Source organism: Allomuricauda sp. R78024, assembly GCF_044596045.1.
Taxonomy (GTDB): Bacteria; Bacteroidota; Bacteroidia; order Flavobacteriales; family Flavobacteriaceae; genus Flagellimonas.
Genome location: NZ_CP138995.1, coordinates 797,744 through 819,002 on the forward strand (window position 1 = coordinate 797,744; position 21,259 = coordinate 819,002).

At 37.4% G+C, this 21,259-nt stretch carries 17 protein-coding genes and 1 tRNA gene; 6 read left to right on the top strand and 12 right to left on the bottom strand.

Annotated features, from left to right (window positions below; translation table 11 throughout):
* Positions 1-4 precede the first annotated feature (4 nt).
* Positions 5-1,261: an MFS transporter gene (locus SJY44_RS03525; protein ID WP_396591309.1), complete on the top strand. Its 1,257-nt coding sequence runs from the start codon at positions 5-7 to the stop codon at positions 1,259-1,261.
* Here SJY44_RS03525 and SJY44_RS03530 read toward each other — a convergent pair.
* From SJY44_RS03530 to SJY44_RS03565, 8 genes are all read right to left on the bottom strand, one after another.
* On the bottom strand, positions 1,258-2,025 hold the full coding sequence (locus SJY44_RS03530; RefSeq protein ID WP_396591310.1) for a UDP-2,3-diacylglucosamine diphosphatase: 768 nt from the start codon (positions 2,023-2,025) through the stop codon (positions 1,258-1,260). The genes SJY44_RS03525 and SJY44_RS03530 overlap by 4 nt on opposite strands.
* Positions 2,026-2,070: 45 nt before the next feature.
* On the bottom strand, positions 2,071-2,520 hold the full coding sequence (locus SJY44_RS03535; protein ID WP_396591311.1) for a 6-pyruvoyl trahydropterin synthase family protein: 450 nt from the start codon (positions 2,518-2,520) through the stop codon (positions 2,071-2,073).
* 72 nt (positions 2,521-2,592) lie between these two features.
* Positions 2,593-3,021 (bottom strand): DUF3592 domain-containing protein, encoded by a 429-nt coding sequence (locus SJY44_RS03540; protein WP_298923692.1) that lies wholly within the window; start codon positions 3,019-3,021, stop codon positions 2,593-2,595.
* Between the two features lie 173 nt (positions 3,022-3,194).
* On the bottom strand, positions 3,195-3,821 hold the full coding sequence (locus SJY44_RS03545; RefSeq protein WP_396591312.1) for a hypothetical protein: 627 nt from the start codon (positions 3,819-3,821) through the stop codon (positions 3,195-3,197).
* A 123-nt stretch (positions 3,822-3,944) separates the two neighbouring features.
* Positions 3,945-4,538 carry an RluA family pseudouridine synthase gene (locus tag SJY44_RS03550; RefSeq protein ID WP_396591313.1) on the bottom strand — a complete coding sequence of 198 codons (594 nt, stop codon included), beginning with the start codon at positions 4,536-4,538 and terminating at the stop codon, positions 3,945-3,947.
* A 278-nt stretch (positions 4,539-4,816) separates the two neighbouring features.
* On the bottom strand, positions 4,817-5,584 hold the full coding sequence (locus tag SJY44_RS03555) for an enoyl-CoA hydratase/isomerase family protein (protein ID WP_298923696.1): 768 nt from the start codon (positions 5,582-5,584) through the stop codon (positions 4,817-4,819).
* 33 nt (positions 5,585-5,617) lie between these two features.
* Positions 5,618-6,952 carry an MATE family efflux transporter gene (locus SJY44_RS03560; protein ID WP_396591314.1) on the bottom strand — a complete coding sequence of 445 codons (1,335 nt, stop codon included), beginning with the start codon at positions 6,950-6,952 and terminating at the stop codon, positions 5,618-5,620.
* 12 nt (positions 6,953-6,964) lie between these two features.
* A complete protein-coding gene (locus SJY44_RS03565) occupies positions 6,965-7,465 on the bottom strand; it encodes a GNAT family N-acetyltransferase (protein WP_396591315.1) in 501 nt (166 codons plus the stop codon).
* Between the two features lie 53 nt (positions 7,466-7,518).
* Between SJY44_RS03565 and SJY44_RS03570 the strand changes: the two genes are divergently transcribed.
* The 5 genes from SJY44_RS03570 (at position 7,519) to SJY44_RS03590 (ending at position 12,564) form a co-directional block, all read left to right on the top strand.
* Positions 7,519-8,313, top strand: coding sequence for a universal stress protein (locus SJY44_RS03570; protein ID WP_396591316.1), 795 nt, complete (start codon positions 7,519-7,521; stop codon positions 8,311-8,313).
* Between the two features lie 59 nt (positions 8,314-8,372).
* A tRNA-Ala gene (locus SJY44_RS03575) sits at positions 8,373-8,449 on the top strand.
* 256 nt (positions 8,450-8,705) lie between these two features.
* Complete coding sequence (locus tag SJY44_RS03580) at positions 8,706-9,980, top strand: ribonucleotide-diphosphate reductase subunit beta (RefSeq protein ID WP_396591317.1); 1,275 nt, start codon at positions 8,706-8,708, stop codon at positions 9,978-9,980.
* A complete protein-coding gene (locus SJY44_RS03585) occupies positions 9,981-11,771 on the top strand; it encodes a ribonucleoside-diphosphate reductase subunit alpha (RefSeq protein ID WP_396591318.1) in 1,791 nt (596 codons plus the stop codon).
* Positions 11,772-11,853: 82 nt separating this feature from the next.
* Positions 11,854-12,564, top strand: a complete 711-nt coding sequence (locus SJY44_RS03590; protein ID WP_396591319.1) for an SDR family oxidoreductase — start codon at positions 11,854-11,856, stop codon at positions 12,562-12,564.
* On the opposite strand, the gene SJY44_RS03595 is transcribed toward SJY44_RS03590, so the two are convergent.
* The 4 genes from SJY44_RS03595 to SJY44_RS03610 all read right to left on the bottom strand — a co-directional run bounded on the left by SJY44_RS03595 (position 12,565) and on the right by SJY44_RS03610 (position 21,142).
* The gene (locus SJY44_RS03595; protein WP_396591320.1) at positions 12,565-15,291 is read right to left on the bottom strand and encodes a PD-(D/E)XK nuclease family protein; all 2,727 of its coding nucleotides are present in this window, start codon (positions 15,289-15,291) and stop codon (positions 12,565-12,567) included. It lies immediately after the preceding gene.
* 69 nt (positions 15,292-15,360) lie between these two features.
* Positions 15,361-16,719, bottom strand: a complete 1,359-nt coding sequence (locus tag SJY44_RS03600) for an OmpA family protein (RefSeq protein ID WP_396591321.1) — start codon at positions 16,717-16,719, stop codon at positions 15,361-15,363.
* Positions 16,720-16,823: 104 nt separating this feature from the next.
* Positions 16,824-18,026: a glycine C-acetyltransferase gene (gene kbl, locus SJY44_RS03605; protein WP_298923768.1), complete on the bottom strand. Its 1,203-nt coding sequence runs from the start codon at positions 18,024-18,026 to the stop codon at positions 16,824-16,826.
* 11 nt (positions 18,027-18,037) lie between these two features.
* On the bottom strand, positions 18,038-21,142 hold the full coding sequence (locus SJY44_RS03610; RefSeq protein WP_396591322.1) for a UvrD-helicase domain-containing protein: 3,105 nt from the start codon (positions 21,140-21,142) through the stop codon (positions 18,038-18,040).
* Positions 21,143-21,259: the final 117 nt, after the last annotated feature.

Sequence of the window (21,259 nt, forward strand, 5' to 3'; positions counted from 1 at the left end):
TTTTATGGATCCCTACGCAGCACTTCGTTATAAAGAATTCAATATTTTTTTAATTGTCCGGTTCGCAATGGTCTTTGCTTGGTCTATGCAATTTATCGTAATTGAATGGCAAGTATATTCATTAACAAAAGACCCTTTATCGTTAGGCATTATTGGATTGATGGAAGTAATTCCTGCAGTAGGTATGGCGCTCTTTGCAGGGCACGTTGTTGATCAGAAAGAAAAAAGAAACCTGCTGATAAAATGTATTCTGGGGTTTTCGGTTATTAGTTTGGGGCTTTTTTTTCTCAGCGACCCATCTTTGGAAACTGATATTTCCTCAAAAAATATTTTGTACGCCATCTATTTTTTGGTTTTTCTTGGTGGCCTTGTGAGAGCCTTTTTAGGACCCACCATTTTTTCTTTGATAGCTTTAATCGTTCCCAAAAAGATTTATCCCAATGCTGCTACTTGGAGCAGTTCTACTTGGCAAATGGCGTCTGTTTTGGGTCCGGCACTAGCTGGTTTTAGTATTAGTTGGATTGGAGTGCATTGGTCCATGTGCGTTATTTTGGCTTTTTCACTCTTTGCTTTGCTCTTCCTGCTTAAAATTCCAAGAAAGCCTATTTTAAATCCTAAAATTGGAGAACCTGTTTTCCAAAGTCTAAAAGACGGATTGAAATTTGTTTTTAACAGCAAAGCTATTTTTGGAGCGTTGACTTTGGATATGGTTGCTGTACTTTTCGGTGGTGCCGTGGCACTTTTGCCCATTTACGCGCAAGATATTTTGCACGTAGGGTCAGAAGGATTTGGTATTTTAAGGGCAGCACCGGCAATTGGCGCATCCATTACGATGCTTGGTTCTACAAGGTTTCCGTTACACAAATATGCGGGTAAAAAACTATTGCTAGCGGTTTTTGCCTTTGGTATATGTATTATAGTTTTTGGTATTTCCACATCCTTTTGGCTTTCAGTTGTAGCTCTATTTTTAAGTGGAGCGGTAGATGGTGTTTCTATGATAATCCGTCAAACGATATTGCAATTAAAAACACCGGATCATATGCGGGGAAGAGTAGCTTCGGTGAATTCTATTTTTGTTGGCTCGTCCAATGAGCTGGGGGCATTTGAAAGTGGATTGGCCGCCAAGCTTTTGGGGACTGTTACTGCAGTAGTTTTTGGGGGTTGCATGACGCTTTTAACGGCGGGCACCACCGCTTTAATATCACCTACTTTTAGAAGATTGGACTTATCAAAAGATGTTGAAGAACATGAGAAGGATTAATCTTCTAATTTTTCGAGGGATAATTTTTCTCCATCAAAAACGGCATAGGTAAAATAGGAAATCCAATCTCCAAGATTGGTATAGATGGATTTTTCATTTAATTTAATTTCCATAGGAAGATGGCGATGTCCAAAAATAAAATGATCGTAGTGTTGTTCTTCTAGTTTTCGCTTTGCGTATAGAATCAACCACTCTTTATCCTCTCCTAAAAAAGATGCATCAGCTTCACCAGAAATAATTCGGTTATTAACAGAAAGATGTTGTGCCAGCCGCACTCCCCAATCTGGATGTAGCCATCTAAAGAACCATTTGGCAACAGGATTGGTAAATACCCTTTTCATGCGTTTAAAACCTTTATCATATGGTCCCAAACCATCACCGTGACCAATAAAAAAAGAGGTATTGTTGATTATGAGCTGCTGAGGTTTGTGATAAACAGGAATATTGAGTTCTTCTTCAAAATAACCATTCATCCAGAGGTCATGGTTTCCAACAAAATAGGTTATTGGAATGCCAGAATCTGTGAGTTCTGCCAGTTTGCCCAAGGTTCGCGTAAACCCTTTGGGAACTACTGTTTTGTATTCAAACCAAAAATCGAACAAATCCCCCATTAGGAATATAGCTGCAGCATCATGCTTTATAGAGTCCAACCATGCTACAAATTTCTTTTCCCTTGGTAAACTTGCTTTTAGAGTAGGGGCACCTAAGTGATTATCACTGGCGAAATAGACTTTTTTGCCTGATGGAACGGTTATGCTTTTCATTTCCTTGTAAATATAAGAATTCCCACTTTTGGGAATAGGAGTAATTTAATTGTCCTCAGCAAACCACTCGGCAAAGGATGTGTCAGTTTCTTGAAGTTTTAGCGAATGCAATTGAATGTTTTTAGGAAGTCGAGCACCTATTTTGGAAGCAAAATCGATGACCATATTTTCACTGGTAGGTTGGTAATCTGCCAAAATCACATTGTGGCCCCTTTTTGATAATTCTTTGGCGAGCTCTATATGTGGTGTATTCTTATTGAAAACGGTCGCATGATCAAACGTATCTACAATTTCTTCCTTAACAATGGTCTTAAGATCACCAAAATCAATCACCATTCCCAGTTTTACATGGTCAGTATCCGTTATTGGTGTGCCAATAACCGTAACAGATAGCTTGTAACTATGCCCGTGTACATTTCTGCATTTGCCATCATAACCAAACAAGGCATGGCCTGTTTCAAAAGTAAATTGCTTAGTAATTCTAATTTTCCCCATAAGGTGTGCAAAGGCACAAAGGTAGTAATCCTTAAAAGGCAATTATAACAGGACGGAATTTTTAGTTAAGGTTTACCTTAAGGTATATAACAAGTAAGACGAACCTATTACCAGGAATGGAGAAGCAATCATCAGTAGAATAACACTAGTTCTATAAAGCCCCCAGAAGGAGATGGTCTTTATATTTTGGTTATCGGTCTTGTCATAAATGATTTTCACTTTTTCACCAACTTTATAAGCTGGCGGACTAGAGCTTATAGGACTTTTATATGTTCTGGTTACGCTGTTTCGATCCTTAAATTCAAATACTGGAGTATAGGTATCACCATCACTGTCATAATTGGTCAATAGATCAATGACCACTGCAGTAGTTTTTATACCATCCGATAGCAAGTTTTGAGTCTTTTGATATTGCTGAAAGGCAAAGAAAAGTAAGGCAAAACCCAAAGTAAAAAAAGAACCGTACAAGACTAGCCACATGGTATACTTTTTTGCTGCCATACTTGGCTATCGTTTAAATTTTCTTCTATTTCGGAATCTGGTAACCAAATAAATTATAACTACCATAAATGCCACTAACGGGAAAACAATATCGCTATTTAAAATTGAAAGCAGTTCCATTTGTTTTTCTTCAGGAATTATACTCTTGGCTAAAAAGCCAGTTAACAGCATAATTAACGGTTTTCAGCTGATATTATTTTTTGAAGTTTTAATTTTTCCTTTACACCATACAATTCTTTCCAAACAACCGACTCTTTTGATTGGGGAGAAACAATGGAAAGTACATAAACTCCCTTTGTTTGCTTATTTGGTATAACCTCCAATTCCATGTTGAGCAATATGTTTTGACCATTGGTAAAAGGATCAAAAAAGTTGATTAGAACACCATAGCTTTTGGTCTGAGAACTTGGCTTCTTCAATTTTTTAAGACGTACTTTAATTTGAGACGTGTCTATTGCCATTTTTTTTGATGTTGCCACAGCGCTACAAAGACCCTTGTAGTATTTAGATAAAAGTGTTTTTAACTCATTCTTTGGCAACTCTTCTTTGTTCTGTATTGAAAGAACAAACAGATAAGTAAAATAGGTTGATGAAGAGGTGTCGAACATCCCAGGAGCAAAGCGTAATTCTTCAAAACCTTCATAAGGCAAGCTGGGAGCAAAGTCCAATGGAAAATCAATTTTCTCATAGCTCCAATCTTTTGGACCATCAAGTATAATTGGAGTTGACTCTTGGGCAAACCCCATAAATTGACAAATAAGCAAGAGTGAAAAAGTTAATAGAAGAGATTGTTTTTTCATTGATAATACGATTTAAAAGGCAAGAGCTTTTAATATTCAGAGGTTTATGTGTTTAAAAATACTGAACTTTTATTAAGGAATACAGACCAAATAAATTAAGGTAGCTGTAAGCTAAAGGTTGGACTATTTTAGTTCCTCAAAGATTTTTTTAAACCGTTTTGGAAGTTCATCCATCATATGAATTCCTTCCCCTGTAAACGGATGTACAAATTTTAAGGAGTAAGCGTGCAAATACAATCCTTTCCCTTTTAAAATTAAGTTTTCAATTCCATAGTCCTTATCTCCCAATATTGGATTCCCTATACTGGACAAATGTTTGCGCAGTTGATGCCTTCTTCCTGTTTGTGGGTTTAATTTCACCAAGTTGAGTTTGCCAAATCTTTTGGAAGGTACCGATTTGGTAATGATGTAATTTGATTGAGCAGATTTGCCGTCAATTTTTGAACTTATTTCGCCTTTAGGGATCATTTCTCCAATGGTAACGGCATAGTATGTTTTCTTAACCGCTTTGTTTTCAAACATTTTGTTTAATGCTTGAATGCTGCTACTGGTTTTCCCTACTAACAAAACACCAGTGGTAGCATAATCTAATCGATGAACAGGTTGCGGTATTGTAGCATCCGAGAGTTTACTGGGTTTAATGTTTTGGGGTAAGGCATAGGCAATAGTTTTAAAACTGTTTCCGCTCACCAAAATTCCGGCAGGTTTATGAATCATTGCCAAGTATTCGTCTTCAAATATTACCTTCAGAGGAAAGACCAACTCTTTTTTGGGACTGATTTCTTCTGGAATGGAAAATCTAATGGTTTCACCTCCGTTTATTAATGTGGCTGAAGTGGCGAGAGTTTCATTTACCGTGATATGTTTCTTCTTTAAGGCTTTTTTTAAGGCCGATTTAGTTGGTGCTCTATTGAAAATACCAACACCATATTCTTGAAGCCGAATAGGCGTTATGAGTTTAGGAACAATATGGATTTCGGTTGAAGGTATATTGGTTATTTTTTGAACTTTTCGAGTGCTACTTTGGTAGCGGGGGATAATGCAAGTCTACCTGAAACTTCCGCTCTTTCATAAAGCAAAGCACTCCAGTTTTCTGTTCCTTCCCATAGTGCACGTTTCATTTCCGCAAGAGCTTCAGGGTTGTAAGAAGCTAGTTTTTGAATGTGAAACTCTAATTCTTTATCCATTTCGGAAATGGAGTCAAATACCTTAGAGAACAGCCCTTTTTCTTTGGCCCAATAGGCATTTTTCCATTCGGTTGGAGCTAGGGATAATTCCGCCAAACCAGACTTTCCTATTTTTCGTTCCACGGCTGGCGCTATAACCAAAGGAGCAATACCGATGGAAATTTCAGAAAGTTTAATGGAAGCCGCTTCTGTAGCATACACATAGTCGCAAGCGGATGCCAATCCAACACCACCACCTACTGCTTTTCCTTGTATTCTTCCAATGATAGGTTTTGTGCATATTCTCATGGCATTGATGACGTTGGCAAAACCACTAAAAAAAGCTTTTCCTTCTTCTAAGTTCGAAATAGCAACCAATTCATCAAACGACGCCCCTGCACAGAAAGCACGTTCTCCTTCAGATTTTAAAAGAATTATGGAAACTTCATCACTTTTTGAAAGCCTGTCCAATTCTTTGGTAAGGCGTTCCAACAGTTCTGATACAAATGAATTGCTCGCGGGATGGCCAAATTCAATTGTTGCTATACGGTTTTCAATTTTTGTATAAAGACTTCCGCTGACTCTATCTGTGGACATTGTTATAGATTCTTAGTTCTTTCGGATACTAAATTAACTGTTTTGAACCAAGGGCTTAAATTTTCTTCTAAACTTCCAGACCAAAGCCAAGCCACGTATCAACATCCAAACCACAAATGCTATCCAAATGGCATTAAAACCCCAACCTAGATACTTGCCTAAATACAACGCAGGAATAAACCCAAGAAAAGTGGCAGTTAGCAAGACGTTTCTTAGGTATTTCATTTCTCCTAATCCTTTAAAAAGCCCATCAAAAACAAATGCTAAAGTATTCATTGGCAATCCAATAATAACAATAAAGAAGATTCCATAGAAGGTTTCCAAAACAATAGATTCATTTGAAAAAATATGCCCAATAGGTCTGTAAAAAACAAATCCGAAAACCATTAGGATAAGGCTTATGAGCAAACCATAAGTGATGATCTTTTTGGATAGCTTCCAAAGACCTTTGTAGTCTTTAGCTCCTAATAATTTTCCACCCATACTATTTCCGGCGGCACCATAACCATCAATAAAAAAGGCTGCAAACAGCCAAAGATTTATAGCTATGGTATGGGCGCCTATGTATTTATCACCAAGTGCAGTTGCCTCACGAACGGCTATGATCAGGGCAGCATTAAGTGCCAATGCGCGAACAAATAAATTTAAACTCATTATAACCAGCCGCTTTATTTCTTTGTTCAAAGGAAAAACCAATTTTAGGCTTATTTCGGTTTTCTTGAGTAACAAGATAAAGACCAAAATGGCCATAACAGCCTGCGAGATTAAACTGGCCCAAGCAGCTCCTTCTAAATACATTGCAGGAATGAGACCTTCTATGCCGTAAACAAAAATAAAATCCAATAAAATATTGAGCACAGCCCCAATCAAGGCGATGATCATGGGATAATACGTGTTCTGCAAACCTCTAAAGATTCCAAAGATGGCAAAGGTAAAAAGGGTAAGTGGAAAGCCCCATACTCGAATGGAATAATAGGATATGCAATATTCCAATATCTTCCCGGTAGCTTCAAACAAACTAAAAATTTCTTCTACGATAAAAATTGTAGAGAGCAGTAGGAATATGCTCAAAAGGATATTAAAAAAGATAGCCTGTGCGGGTAGATTTTTAACTTCTTCTAATTTTCCTGCACCCAGATATTGTGAAATTATGGCGGAAATGGAACTTCGGGTTTGACCTAGGACCCAAATGAGCATAGATAAGAAGGAGCCTACAATTCCTGCTGCAGCCAAGGATTCCAGCCCATCAACGGGGATATTGCCTACAATAGCAGTATCCGTAATAGAAAGTATGGGTTCTGCAATACCAGAAATGGTTGCAGGAACGGCAAGGTGGTTTATTGTTTTAAAATTGACTTCTGTTCTCAAAGTCAGCGCAAGTTACAGTACTAATTCATAACAATGAAAAGGATGTACACTTTGTTTTGGAAAGAAGATATCGTCCAATTTTTGATAGCCTCTTTGCTCATAGAACCGTTGATTCCTTTTGTTTTGTGAAAAAGTATCTAACCGTACTGATACAAAGCCATTGGATTTGGAGTAGGCTTCGCCAAAATCCATCAATTCTTGGGCATACCCCTTGCCCTGATATATGGGGTCTACACCCAGACGATGTATGTAAATACTGTTTCCGTTTGGTGTAAGCCATTGGATTGGGACATATTCTTCATCCATATATGTTGAGATAACAATAGTGCCAATTACCTTTCCATTACTTTCTTTTACATAAAGTTCATTTCTTTCCAAATCATTTAAAAAGGCACTTTCTGAAGGGTAATTATCGTTCCATTGAAAAATTCCATTACTACTCATTTTAATGGCGCAAGCCTTGGTAATGTTCAGTATATCCTTTATTTCAGATATCTTTGCATGTCTTATCATGGATTCATTTCAATTAAATTGTAAATTTAAGGTATAATCATAACCACCATACAATGAATAATATACTGGTACCCATAGGAACCTCGCCTAATTCTTCGGACACACTGCAATACGCCATTGACTTTGCTGCAAACTTTGGAGCGCAAGTTTTTGTAATGGATGTATTTTCCGTAACATCAGGAACAGGAAGCTTGGCCAATGTTAAAGAGAAAGTAGCTAAAAGTAGTAAGGAGCATTTGAAAGAAATTATTGCAACGGTCAACACAAATGGTGTTGAAATAAAGATAGCTACATACAATGGGGATATTATTGATGGCCTTAAAGAAATTGATAAAGAACTAGGGATAGATTTGATGATTATAGCTCCCAGAAGCAACGCAATAGAAGAGGAACTTTATTTAGGAAATACCACTGGTAGAATTGTAAAGCAAACGAATATAGCCACTTTGATAGTTCCAAAAGGAACGGTCTTTAAGCCTATACAAAACATTATGACGGCATTTGGTTCTGGAATCCTTAAAAGGAACAGAATTCTCAATCCTCTAATTGAGATTAAGGACAAGTTTAGGTCCAACATTACACTTCTTTTGGTAAAAAGACCAGGGTATTCTGAAGAAGACCTTCAGGTAAATACCGCACTCTTAGATCTTAGCCAACAGTTGACGATTACAGAACATGCAACAACCTACCTGGGAGTCTTAGAGCATTTTCAAAAACAACACCCTGAGATGCTATGTGTGTTTAGGAGAAAGCGCGGATTTTTTAAAAAACTATGGGAGAAAAATACAGTTCCCAAAGCTGAGTTTTTTGTAACGATCCCGGTATTGGTGCTTAGTGTTAAAAAGTAGAAGGGACTACAACTCTATTTTGAAACGTTGTTAAAATGTCTTTCCTTTGCGCACGCTTTGGGGGATTAGCTCAGCTGGCTAGAGCGCTTGCCTGGCAGGCAAGAGGTCACCGGTTCGACTCCGGTATTCTCCACCAAGTAAATAGAAGCCTTCACATCTGTGAGGGCTTTTTATTTTCTCACAACAAGTACTACGCTAATCAATTCTTTAAGGGCAATGAATACCATGCCTTAGACAGAATTATGGCTATTGATTTCTAAACATTTTCTGGCGATAATTTAGCATTGTTGATAACGGTGTGGAAAAACTTCAAGATTTTCAGGAGGAACAAGAACAATAAAAATTGACCTTTACGTCTCGCTTCTTTAGAGCAATTTTAATCACAAAATATCATGGAAATTACCCACGTCATCAAGAGGGATTTTGTCACGAAACCCTTTCAGCTAGATAAGATAACAAATGCTATTCTAAAAGCCATGACCGCTGCAAATCATGGAGATTTTATGGATGCAGAGCGTATCTCTGGCAATGTTTATACAGCACTTTTGGAACGAAAGCAGTTTGATGAAAGCTATGTGCCTACCGTAGAGGAGGTGCAGGATTTTGTTGAAAACAAACTGATGGAAAGTGGTTTTTTTGACGTGGCCAAGGGCTATATTCTATATCGTAATGAGCAAGCACAGAAACGCAAGACCAATATTTTTGAGAAGCGGATTAATCTAAAACCGTATGAATACCCAGCGTTATATGAATACGTGCCAGCTATTCGTCATTCGTACTGGATTCATACTGAATTTAATTTTACAAGTGACATTCAAGATTTTAAGACACGTCTCTCGGAAACTGAGCGTAGTGCCTTAAAAAATACCATGCTGGCCATCTCACAAATAGAAGTCGCGGTAAAAACATTCTGGGGAGATATATACCATAGAATGCCAAAGCCCGAGGTAGGTTCAGTAGGCGCAACTTTTGCTGAAAGTGAAGTTCGCCATCATGATGCGTATTCTCACTTACTTGAGATTTTGGGACTTAATGAGGAGTTTAAGAACCTCAAGAAAAAACCAGTCATCATGAAGCGGGTACAGTACTTGGAAACAGCGCTTAAAAACGCAAAAAGTGAGGATAATAAAGAATATGCAGAATCTGTTTTGTTGTTCTCTCTATTTATTGAACACGTATCCCTATTCTCACAGTTTTTGATCATCATGGCCTTTAACAAGCACAAGAATATGTTTAAGGGTATTTCCAATGTTGTAGAAGCCACATCTAAGGAAGAACAGATTCACGGTGATTTCGGTATCGATATCATCAATATCATCAAAGACGAAAACCCTGAGTGGTTTGATGCCGATTACCATAATGTGATACAGGAAATGTGCAAAGATGCATTCATAGCAGAAAGCGAGGTGGTAGATTGGATTTTTGAGAAGGGCGAGCTTGATTTTCTGCCCAAAGCCTTGGTGAACGAGTTTATAAAGAACAGATTCAATAATTCCCTGGAGAGTATTGGGATCGATAAAATATTTGAGATTGATGAGACATTATTGACGCAAACAGAATGGTTTGATGATGAGATTATTGGCACCAAACATGGCGATTTCTTTGTAAAGCGCTCCATTAACTACAGTAAAAGAACACAAAGTATAACCAGCGACGACCTTTTTTAAATGAATGATCAAAAACATACCTTAAACGCACAAACATCAACAACTATTTCCGAGAGCGAACAACTTGTTAATGCAAGAAAAGAAGCACTCAAAAATTTAAGCAAGCAAGACCAAAAAGGATTTGAATGGCTTACGGAACACAGCCGAAACTTCTTAGCTTCAGGATATTTGACTGAAGGAGTTAGCGCTGAACAACGAATCCGTGAAATTGCAGATAGAGCTGAACAGCTTTTGCAGATGCCTGGTTTCTCTGATAAATTTTATGGTTATATGTCTCAGGGCTTTTTCTCTCTGGCATCACCTGTTTGGTCAAATTTTGGAAAAGAACGAGGATTGCCTATCAGTTGTTTTGGTTCGCATATTGATGATGATATGGGCAATATCTTATATACCCAGTCAGAGGTTGGTATGATGTCCAAACTGGGAGGGGGCACCTCAGGATACTTCGGAAAGATTAGACACCGTGGGGCAGAAGTAAAGAACAATGGGCAAGCGTCAGGAGCGGTACATATTATGCAGCTTTTTGAGTCTATGGTTGATGTGGTTAGCCAAGGTTCTGTAAGGCGAGGTCGTTTTTCCCCTTATTTGCCAGTTGAACACCCTGACATTTCAGAGTTTTTGGAAATCGGCACGGAAGGAAACCCTATTCAGGAGTTGACACACGGGGTTACGGTGACCGATAAATGGATGCAGGAAATGATCGATGGAGATATTGAAAAACGATCTGTTTGGGCAAAAGTATTACAGCGAAGAGGAGAGATGGGCTACCCCTATATTTTCTTTAGTGACCATGCAAATAATGCCGCTGCAGATGTCTATAAAGACAAACAACATACGATTTATGCCAGTAACCTTTGTACCGAGATTATGTTGCCATCAAATGATGATTGGTCATTTGTATGTGTACTATCATCGGTAAACGTATTGCATTACGACAAATGGAAAGATACCGATGCGGTAGAGACGATGGTATACTTTTTAGACGCTGTTATTACAGAATTCATTGAAAAATTGGAAGCTTATCGGGATTCTTCAAACCGTGAAGATCGCCAGACCTTTCTTTTTATGGAACGGGCTTACAACTTCGCAAAAGATAATAGAGCATTAGGGCTAGGTGTATTAGGATGGCACTCATTATTGCAGTCTAAAATGATGCCTTTTAATAGTCAAGAAGCATATAATTTAAACAATGAGATCTTCAGGAGCATCAAAACCAAATCCTATAACGCATCTGAAGCGTTAGCTAAGAAATTTGGAGAACCTGCTGTACTCAAAGGCTATGGTAGACGTAATGCTACCTTAAATGCGATTGCTCCAACAACTTCTTCGGCTTTTATCCTAGGTCAAGTATCGCAGGGGATAGAACCCATATGGTCCAACATTTATGTAAAGGATATTGCCAAGATCAAAACCACGATAAAGAATCCATTTTTAGAGCAACTTTTAGAGGACAAAGGAGAAAATACAACTGATGTTTGGCGAAGTATCCGTGATCAAGATGGCTCGGTACAGCATTTAGACTTCCTTACGCAACTTGAAAAAGATGTCTTTAAAACCTATTCAGAGATTGATCAATTGGATATTATTTATCAAGCTGCCAATAGACAAAACCATATAGACCAAGGACAGTCGGTTAACATTATTGTGCACCCAGATATGCCAGTCAAGGAAATCAATAAGATTCATGTAACTGCATGGAAATTAGGATTGAAATCGCTTTACTATCAGCACAGTATGAACGCAGCGCAGAAGTTTAAACAGAAAAAAGATTGCGCCAGCTGCGAAGCTTAAATAGGATGTAGCGTGCTTTTATTGGTAAGCGTAGTTAAGGATGACATTGTGCCTGCGACAAAATCTTTAAAATGTATAGACTATGAATTTGAAGGGTAAAGTAGCCTACATAACTGGTGGAACAAAGGGAATTGGATATGGAGTTGCCCAATCTCTGCTGCAACTGGGTATGAAGGTTGCCATAAGTGGAAGAAGTATAGAAGGAGTTAGCCAAGCCGCAAAAAGTTTAGGAGATGAAGCAAATGTGCTGGGAATACCTTCAGATGTTTCAAAGCTTACTGATGAAGTAAATGCTGTTGAGGTAGTTTTGGAGAAATGGGGGCAATTGGATTTTGTGCTGGCCAATGCTGGTGTAGGTCATTTTGCACCTGTTGATGAAATGGATGAAAGTGAATGGCATCAGATGATCAATGTGAACCTTAATGGTGTTTTTCATACATTAAAAGCTTCAGTAGAAGCATTAAAAAAGTCTGAAGGGTACTATATGACCTTGGCAAGTTTAGCAGGGACTAATTTTTTTACTCAGGGTGCAGGATATAATGCCACTAAATTTGGTGTGGTTGGCTTTACTCAGGCAGCGATGTTGGATTTGAGAAAATACAATATCAAGGTAACTACAATAATGCCCGGTTCCGTGGCAACCCATTTTAATGGAAATGAACCTTCTACAAAAGATTCATGGAAAATACAGGTAGAGGATATCGGAAAGCTTGTGGTTGATTTATTATTAATGAACCCTCGTACGCTACCAAGCAAAATAGAAGTGAGACCTACACGGCCCGATTTAAAGTAATTACATCTTTTTTTCAGTAAAAGGAATACTGGAGTTACAGATTTCTAGGATTATTCTCTTTAAATAACTTTCAAAAGTGTTGAGCGTATCGTGGTCTATATTGACCCCATTCGAGTAAAAGGGTAAAAAGCCTTGACTCAAATTTTTAAAGGAGTAAATCCCAGCATGTAAAGGATTGGCGTCATGCTTTTTAGAATATAAGAAAGCATAACATAGCAATTGAAATGCCTTGCTTTTATCATAATTTAAAACTAGTTCTTCCCAATCTGTAATTTTGACATTTCTAGGTTCTACTTTTCCAGTTTTATAGTCAATTATTCTGGTAACGCCATCAATTTGGTCAACCCTGTCCAATGTACCTTTGAGCTTTATAGGAAAAGCTAATTCTGGCATATTCAGTTGCACAACGAGTTTTTCTTCTAATCCCAAGATTTTTATTTCATGCTTTTCTAGTTGTTTTATTTCTTGAGCGATAAAATTCTGTAGATATTTTACGATTACATTGTAGACCAGAAGAAATTTGCCCTTTAAAATATCAACTCCGGGCAAGTTTTTGTAAAAGTGGGTTTTTACCACCTCTGGGGTTTTTGTTGCCAGATCAGCGGTATTTTCCAATGTTAAAACTTTATTGATAAGAGGTAGGTATAGTTCCTCTAGACTGTCGTGTACTATTGTGCCAAAAGTGTTGGCGGCTATCGTTTCCTCAACTTCAGTAACATCATTTACTTTAAGAATGTTCTTTTTATAGAACTCAAGTGGGTTTCTAATGTAATTGGTTAGAGAAGTTGGTGAAAATCCGTTATCTGCAAAAGACTCTATGTCTTTTAAAAGTAGTGGACTTTTAGATATCTCAGCTATAGGAGATGGTGAAATTTTAACTTGAGGAGATGCAATATGATGTGTGACGTATTTTGAAATGCTATCATCCGTGAGCAACTGAGAAATTAACCTGCTTTTTTCGCCACCTTCTAAAACGTCTGGTTCGGTGTTGTAGATGATATGAACATTTTTGGCACGTTGGATCAATCTATAAAAATGGTATGTATATATAGCATCCTTCTCTTTGTATGTGGGCAGTCCGTATTCCCGTTTTACATCAAAAGGGATAAAAGAATTGTTAGATTTTCCTGAGGGGAGTACACCTTCATTTACAGATGTAAGTATCACCGTTTCAAAGTCTAAATTTCGACTCTCCAGCATACCCATTATCTGCAATCCGGATAAAGGCTCACCGATAAAATCTAGCGTTTCCATAGTTGCTAGCTGTTTAAACAAGCTTTTAACTGATTTTAGACCTGGTTTAAGGTCAATAGCGTTTAAATGGGTTTTTAGTTGATTAAACAGGGTGTAAAATCGATATAAAGACTCAAGTTCTTGGGGGTTCTCTTCTACATCAAAGATTTTTTTTAAGCTTTGAATCAGCAACAGGCAATTGTCTATCCATTGTACTGATGAAATAGCTTTTGGCGGGAATATAATTTCCAATACCTGCTTTGCTCCGGTATATTTAGAAAGGTTGTTATGATTGAGATAAAGCCTATTAGTTTCTTTAATATCCTTTGGAATTACCTTTGCGAAGTCCACTTGTTGAGAAGCGGAAATAGATATGCTGTATGGGTTTGATAGAAATTCTAAAACATCTTTGTAAAACCACCCCTTCTCTGTGGAGGCTATATTGAGTTCTAAAAAGGACAGAAAAAATGAATACAGTACGGTTTTGTTAAGAGGCAGACCCATAGTGATGTTTACCTCATTGATTTCATTTGGAATAGCTTGAAGAATAGGGTTGAGCAAAGATTCATCTGCCAGAACCAGAGCTGTGTTTTTAAACCCAGTAGGGGATTCTGATTTAATTCCCTTTAAAATTTCCCCAACGTACTTGGCTTGTGAAATACTTTTGGGCACGCCTGTAATGGAAATGCTTTTAGGAGATAAAAAACTATTATGAACCCCAGTTAAATTCCTGACACTATAATAGGGCCATTGCCTTTTATAATTTCTGATAAAAAGACCAGCCTCATGAATAGCATCGTCAAGAAAATAAGAATCAATATCCCAATAGATTTGGCTATTGGTGTGTTCAAGAAAGTATTGTATGATGTTTGATTCTGCAGAATTGAGAGCATTGAAGCCTACAAAAACCAAGGAATCATTTTTATTGGTTTTACAATAATCAACAAGATTTTCATTTGCCTTTCTATAGATTAGGCCTTGATACCCTTTCTTTTGATTTAATAGCGAAGTAGTAAAAGAATTATATAAAGATTCAAGACTATTCCAAAACTGTAAATATTTTTGGATCAGTTCTGTTTTCTCATTTTTTAAAGACCAATGGTTGATTTCTTTTATGGCAGATAGATAGTTGAGGATATCCTTGGAGGGAATGAGATACCTGTCTATCTCATTAAAATCTTGAAGGAGCGTTTGCCCCCATTTTAAAAAAGTATAAAAATCATCATGAACTTCTATTTTGGAGCTTTTATAAACGGTATATAGTTGAATAAGCAAGTCTATGGAAGATGCAGAGGTAATACCAGAGATGTCTTCTACAAAATCCTCGATAGCCAGAATTTTTGGGCTAAAGCTGTTTTTGATAAGGATATTGGAAATGTGCTTTTTCAGAAAAGTGCCAGACCGTTTGCTGGGTAGAACGAAAGTTAATGACTCAATAGCCACTTCTTTTTTTAGCAGGTCATCCAGAACATATTGAAGAAAGCTTTGATGCATATGCTAAAAATAAAAAAGGCTCCGCATTTGCGGAGCCTTTTTTGAAAAGAAAACTTAGTTTTCTAATTCTTATTTTACCAAGTTGATTTCAACTCTTCTGTTTTGAGCTCTTCCAGCTCTGTTGTTGTTAGTTGCGATTGGCTTGTCTTCACCATATCCGATAGCAGTTAATCTATCAGCACCAACACCTTTGTCAATCAAGAAGTCTCTTACAGAGTTAGCTCTTGACTCAGAAAGTTTTTGGTTTGTTGAAGCACCACCAACACTATCAGTATGTCCTTCTACTGTAAACTTAGCATTAGGATACTCATTTAAGATAGTGATGATATCAACCATTACAGAAGTAGATTCTGCTTTGATAGAAGATCTACCAGTGTCAAACAAGATAGTTCTAGCATAATCGTTCAATTGTTTTTGAACTTCTTCAGTTACTTCTGGGCAACCGTTGTTAGCAACAGTACCAGCTACTTGAGGACATTGATCGTCTTTGTCAAGAACACTGTCACCATCAGCATCAGGCCAAGGGCATCCGTTGTTCTCAGCAGGACCAGCTTCGTTAGGACACTGATCATCTTTGTCAGCAACACCATCACCGTCAGCATCTGGACAACCAGCTAAAGCAGCAAGACCAGCTTCGTTAGGACAAGCATCATCTTTGTCAGCAACACCGTCACCGTCAGCATCTGGACAACCGTTCATTTCTTTAGAACCAGCTTCGTTAGGACAGCTATCTTTGCTATCTTCAATACCATCGCCGTCAGCATCTGGACAACCGTTGAATGCTTCTAGACCAGCAACCTCTGGACAAGCATCGTCTTTGTCATAGATTCCATCACCGTCAGTGTCAGTTCCACCAAATTTGATGCTAATACCTGCCATGTGTTGGAAATGCTTTACTAAATAATCTTCAAAAGCATGTTTGTACTGAGTCTGTAATGTTAAACCGATGTTTTCTGAAAACCAGATGTTTACACCAATACCTGCATTTGCAGTACCAGCACCAATTTCATCAACCCAAGTATAACCACCACCTATTTCCGCAAATGGGTCAATAGTTGTGTTTTTAAGGAAGTTGTACTTAATGGTACCATCTATAGCGTAATGCGAAAGATCATCAACCGCTTGGTCACCATTGTTTTCAATTCTATTTAAAGAACCTCTTGCACCTACAGAAAATCCACTTCCAATATATTTGGATGCAGCCACGTAAGAAACGGAAGGCAAGATGTTCCAGTGGTCAGAAACGTTGAAGTACTCATCAAACAATGTAGTACTAGAGAACGGGTTGTTCTCATCGTTGGTAGGATAAAGGTCAATTGCGTTCACCCCAAAACTAATCTGCCACGGATTATTCTCGTCTTGCGCTTGTAGGTTGTTAGCGCCTAAAACTAATAGGGCAACAACTAATAATTTGCTAAGATGTTTCATGCTCAAAATTTTAAGTTTAAGTGTTTATCAGCAGCAAATGTAAGTTGTTAAGACTTATTAACAAAATCAATTTTTCTTTTTTTTTGATGCATTACATGGAACATTTACTGCATTTCAACGATTTTCAATGTTTTTCCCACTTGAATGAATGCCTCAATTGCTTGATCCAAGTGATGCTGTTCGTGGGCTGCTGACAGTTGCACACGGATGCGGGCCTTGCCTTTTGGGACCACTGGATAGAAGAAACCAATTACATAAATACCCTTCTCTAAAAGCATATCTGCCATTTGTTGGGAAAGCTTGGCATCATACAGCATTACGGGTACTATGGCCGAATCACCATCAATAATGTCAAAACCGGCTTGTTTCATCCCTTTTTTAAAATATTCAGTGTTGCTTTGAAGTTTGTCTCTTAGCGAGGTATCCTTGTCCAACATTTCAAACACCTTGATAGAAGCTCCTACAATGGCTGGAGCAAGGGAATTGGAGAACAAATAGGGCCGAGACCTTTGGCGCAACATTTCTATAATTTCTTTTTTACCTGTGGTATACCCACCCATTGCGCCTCCAAGTGCTTTGCCCAAGGTGCCTGTAATAATATCTATGCGATTCATAACTCCTTTTTCCTCAAGAGTTCCTCTTCCGGTTTCACCAATAAACCCTGCAGAGTGGCATTCATCAATCATTACCATGGCATCATACTTGTCCGCTAAATCACAAATTTTATCTAGAGGAGCTAAGAGTCCATCCATAGAAAAAACACCGTCAGTAACGATAATTTTAAATCGAGCACCATCTTTTTCGCTTTGTTTGAGCTGAGCTTCCAAATCGGCCATATCATTATTGGCGTACCTATACCTTTTGGCCTTACAAAGGCGGACACCATCAATTATTGATGCGTGGTTCAACGAATCTGAGATTATGGCATCCTCTGCGGTCAATAAAGGCTCAAACACGCCACCATTGGCATCAAAAGCTGCAGCATACAAGATAGTATCCTCCGTGCCATAGAAGTTGGCAATCTTTTCTTCTAGTTCTTTATGGATATCCTGAGTGCCACAAATAAATCTAACCGAAGACATACCAAAACCATGAGAGTCCAGCGCATCTTTAGCTGCTTGTACTACATCTGGGTGTGATGAAAGCCCTAAATAATTATTGGCACAAAAGTTAATGACCTCTTGTCCTGTAGATATTTTTATGACCGCATCTTGTGGAGATGTGATAATGCGTTCTTTTTTAAATAGGCCTGCCTCTTTTATGGCGTCCAACTCATTTGCAAGATGCTCTTTTATTTTTCCGTACATAGTTTTTTAGTTTAAAGAAAAACGGGATTTATTAGGTGATCAATATAGACAATAATAGTATGTTTAATTTCAAAATCCATCTCTTTTAGCACATCAGCATATTGCGTAATCTGTTCTTTGTGAGATGGAGATGTTTTTCCTGTTTTATAGTCAATAATTGTTGCTTCATTATTTTTAATTGCAATTCGGTCTGGACGCAATGACCCTCCATCTATAGTTAGTATCTCTTGCTCATTCAATATTTGGTACTCATCAGAGAAATACCTCTTCAGTTCTGGATGATTGACAACACCAAGTATCTTTTCTTTTAGATAATTGGTGGCATCTTCAGGAATATGACCAGATAACTGAAGTTTTTCAATGGCATGGGGGACATCGTCACTTGTAATGATGTTGCTAAGTGCGAAATGAATAAGATTACCCATTTCAATAGCCTCTCTTTTTTCATCATCCCATAAATGACTGGATTTTGTTGAAATGGTAAAGCCTGGGTCTTCTTTTTGCCTTGTTAGATAAGAAATATGAAGATTTTCTGTGGACGATGCAGAAGCAGTTGCATTATTTTCCAGTGCTACGCCAAAAGCATAAACCTCCTGATGGTTTTTAGGAACCTCCTGGTTTTGCAAGTAACAATAAAATAAGTCCGAATAGGAGGTGACATTCATTAAGGAGGGACTGTTCTTACTTACTTCAGAAATAACATAGAGTGCTTTTTCAGCCCTGGTCAATGCCACATATAATACGTTCATGGCATCCAATTCCGTTTTTTTTACTTCATCAATATATACATCTGCTGTAATCTGGTTATAATGCAACATTTCTTGGTTTGTATTGATCAAGAATTCATCTAACCCAAAATCATGTTCGTCATTAACTTTGGGAACCCAAGATTTCTTTTTCTTTCGCTTATCATCTATTATCGCATTGGCAAAAGGAAAGATTACAATTGGAAACTCTAGGCCCTTGGCTTTGTGAATGGTCATGATTTTAACCGCGTTAACATTATCAGGAGCAGTAATGGAAAGACTTGCTTTTTTCTTTTCCCAATATTTTAGAAAAGAATGTAACCCTGGCCCATCTCTTTTTTCTACGATCAATACCTCATCCATTAAAAAAGAAAGATAGGCAGCTGTGTTTACAGATAGGTCAAACTGGATGATGGCCTTTTCAAGAATTGTGAAAACCGATTGCCCTTTTAAACTGTTCAGATGAAACCCATAAGTAGCGGAAAACAACTCTTCAAGGTTGTCGATGTTGGAGGATATAAAATCATGTTTTTCTTTTTTAGCCAGAAACATCAAGGTTTCATAGCGAGCTTCTTTATCATTTAAATCATCCATCACTTTTAGTAATGAAATAAGAAAACGAACCTTTTCATTGTTGCTCAACAACAAAGAATCTGAAGAGATAATGGGAATTTCTTTTTCAGATAGAAAATTGGCCAAAAGCATACCTTTATTATTATCACGGACTAGAATGCAAATATCAGAGAAGAAGTACTTTTTGGATATAACTTCATCAATAGTTTTTAGAACTTCATTGCAATAGGCTTCTTCCTTGTCATTGATGTTGTTGTCCAAAAATGATAATTGTACAAAACCACCAGACTTGTTATTGGGTTTTTGATTGCAACCTTCTAAAAAAAGATTTTTGTAATCCTCCCCCTTTAAAAATGGCGCAACCAATGTGAAAAAGCTATTGTTGAATTGGACAATTTCGCTATAACTTCTCCAATTTGTGTCCAAAGTGTTGATGTTAGGCGCCACTACAAAAGGATGGGATTTTAGATTAATAAGATTTAGAAATTGTTCTGCTCTGCCTCCACGCCATCTATAAATGGCCTGCTTTACATCTCCTACAAGAAATAAGGAACCACTTTCTTTTTTTTCATTTTCACTTTCTAGAGCGTTTCCAATCAAAGGAATGAGGTTGTCCCATTGCATTTTGGAAGTATCTTGGAACTCATCAATAAAATAATGCCTGTATTTTTCTCCCATCCTTTCATAAATAAAAGGAACAGGTTGATTTTTTATTTCTTTTGACAATAATGAATTCAATGACGAAATTGGAATTACATCCCTTTCAATTTCTATGTTCTTGATTTCTTTTGCGATTTCATTCAACAATGTAAGCGGAACTATATTGCCATAAATATTTTTGAAGTAACTACGTTTATAAATGCTCTTTTTGATGGATAAAAAACTTTCTAAAATAATACTTGTTAGATGGGTCGCATCTCTTTTATCGGCAGCTTTAAGGACTTTATTCTCAAGTAAGTTTTGTTCTAATTTGTTGTTGTAAAGCATTTTAATTCCAAACTCCCCATCAATTATTTTTCTAAAGTGTTTAGGGAGAGTCTGTCTTGGAAAATCAGAGGAATCAAATCCTTGATTTTCAATCTCCTGAAGTACTTTTTGCGCTTCAATACCGATATTGTTTTCAATCACTTTTATTTGTGAAGTGATGTTCTTTTGAATTTGTTGAAAATCACGTATCGATTTCGTTAGCAGTTTTTCCACATGCCCAGAATGATTTTCTTGAAAAAGCAATTTTCCAATTTCCACTAGGTCATATGAAATATTCCAACTCTTATCATCATCGATCTTTTCAAGTGAGAAAGCGAGCAAAACTTGAGTAAGTTCCTTATCTGTTCCTGCTCTTTCCAATAAATGTCCCACGGCTTCTTCCAAAAGCAATTCAACATCCAACTCTACCTCAAAATTTTGCGAAAGCTGAAGGTCGCGTGCAAATGTCTTTATAATCTTATGATTGAATTTGTCAATTGTGGAAACCTCAAAGAAAGAGTAGTTGTGCAAAATTCTTTTAAGTACTGTTTTTGATCGTTGTTGAAGTTGTTCGGCACTTAATGAAAGGTCTTGGCAGATTTCATGGAATAGTGTCCCTTGATTTTTATCACTTCCAAAAGCATGAAGGTTATCCAAAATCCGTGTTTTCATTTCCCCAACAGCTTTATTGGTAAAGGTAATGGCCAAAATCTGCCTAAATTTTATGGAGGAGTCATTGGACAACAGTAATTTTAGATATTCTTTGGCCAAGGTATAAGTCTTACCTGAGCCTGCGGATGCATTGTATATTTTAAAGCTGGAAGCCTCCAAAAAGTTTTTCTTGCAAATTACGGATTACCAACCTGAACTTAACATGGAATTGCATGAATATATGTCTTAAAACCGTATTTTTACAAGAATCATTAATAACTTAAAAACAATATAATT

What these genes read in the sequence shown, in the direction of transcription:
- SJY44_RS03545 (WP_396591312.1), bottom strand. Translation starts at nt 3,821, where the DNA reads ATGAAAAAACAATCTCTTCTATTAACTTTTTCACTCTTGCTTATTTGT.
- SJY44_RS03585 (WP_396591318.1), top strand. Translation starts at nt 9,981, where the DNA reads ATGAATGATCAAAAACATACCTTAAACGCACAAACATCAACAACTATT.
- SJY44_RS03590 (WP_396591319.1), top strand. Translation starts at nt 11,854, where the DNA reads ATGAATTTGAAGGGTAAAGTAGCCTACATAACTGGTGGAACAAAGGGA.
- SJY44_RS03595 (WP_396591320.1), bottom strand. Translation starts at nt 15,291, where the DNA reads ATGCATCAAAGCTTTCTTCAATATGTTCTGGATGACCTGCTAAAAAAA.
- SJY44_RS03570 (WP_396591316.1), top strand. Translation starts at nt 7,519, where the DNA reads ATGAATAATATACTGGTACCCATAGGAACCTCGCCTAATTCTTCGGAC.
- SJY44_RS03530 (WP_396591310.1), bottom strand. Translation starts at nt 2,025, where the DNA reads ATGAAAAGCATAACCGTTCCATCAGGCAAAAAAGTCTATTTCGCCAGT.
- SJY44_RS03535 (WP_396591311.1), bottom strand. Translation starts at nt 2,520, where the DNA reads ATGGGGAAAATTAGAATTACTAAGCAATTTACTTTTGAAACAGGCCAT.
- SJY44_RS03600 (WP_396591321.1), bottom strand. Translation starts at nt 16,719, where the DNA reads ATGAAACATCTTAGCAAATTATTAGTTGTTGCCCTATTAGTTTTAGGC.
- SJY44_RS03540 (WP_298923692.1), bottom strand. Translation starts at nt 3,021, where the DNA reads ATGGCAGCAAAAAAGTATACCATGTGGCTAGTCTTGTACGGTTCTTTT.
- SJY44_RS03555 (WP_298923696.1), bottom strand. Translation starts at nt 5,584, where the DNA reads ATGTCCACAGATAGAGTCAGCGGAAGTCTTTATACAAAAATTGAAAAC.
- SJY44_RS03550 (WP_396591313.1), bottom strand. Translation starts at nt 4,538, where the DNA reads ATGATTCATAAACCTGCCGGAATTTTGGTGAGCGGAAACAGTTTTAAA.
- SJY44_RS03565 (WP_396591315.1), bottom strand. Translation starts at nt 7,465, where the DNA reads ATGATAAGACATGCAAAGATATCTGAAATAAAGGATATACTGAACATT.
- SJY44_RS03525 (WP_396591309.1), top strand. Translation starts at nt 5, where the DNA reads ATGGATCCCTACGCAGCACTTCGTTATAAAGAATTCAATATTTTTTTA.
- SJY44_RS03580 (WP_396591317.1), top strand. Translation starts at nt 8,706, where the DNA reads ATGGAAATTACCCACGTCATCAAGAGGGATTTTGTCACGAAACCCTTT.
- kbl (WP_298923768.1), bottom strand. Translation starts at nt 18,026, where the DNA reads ATGTACGGAAAAATAAAAGAGCATCTTGCAAATGAGTTGGACGCCATA.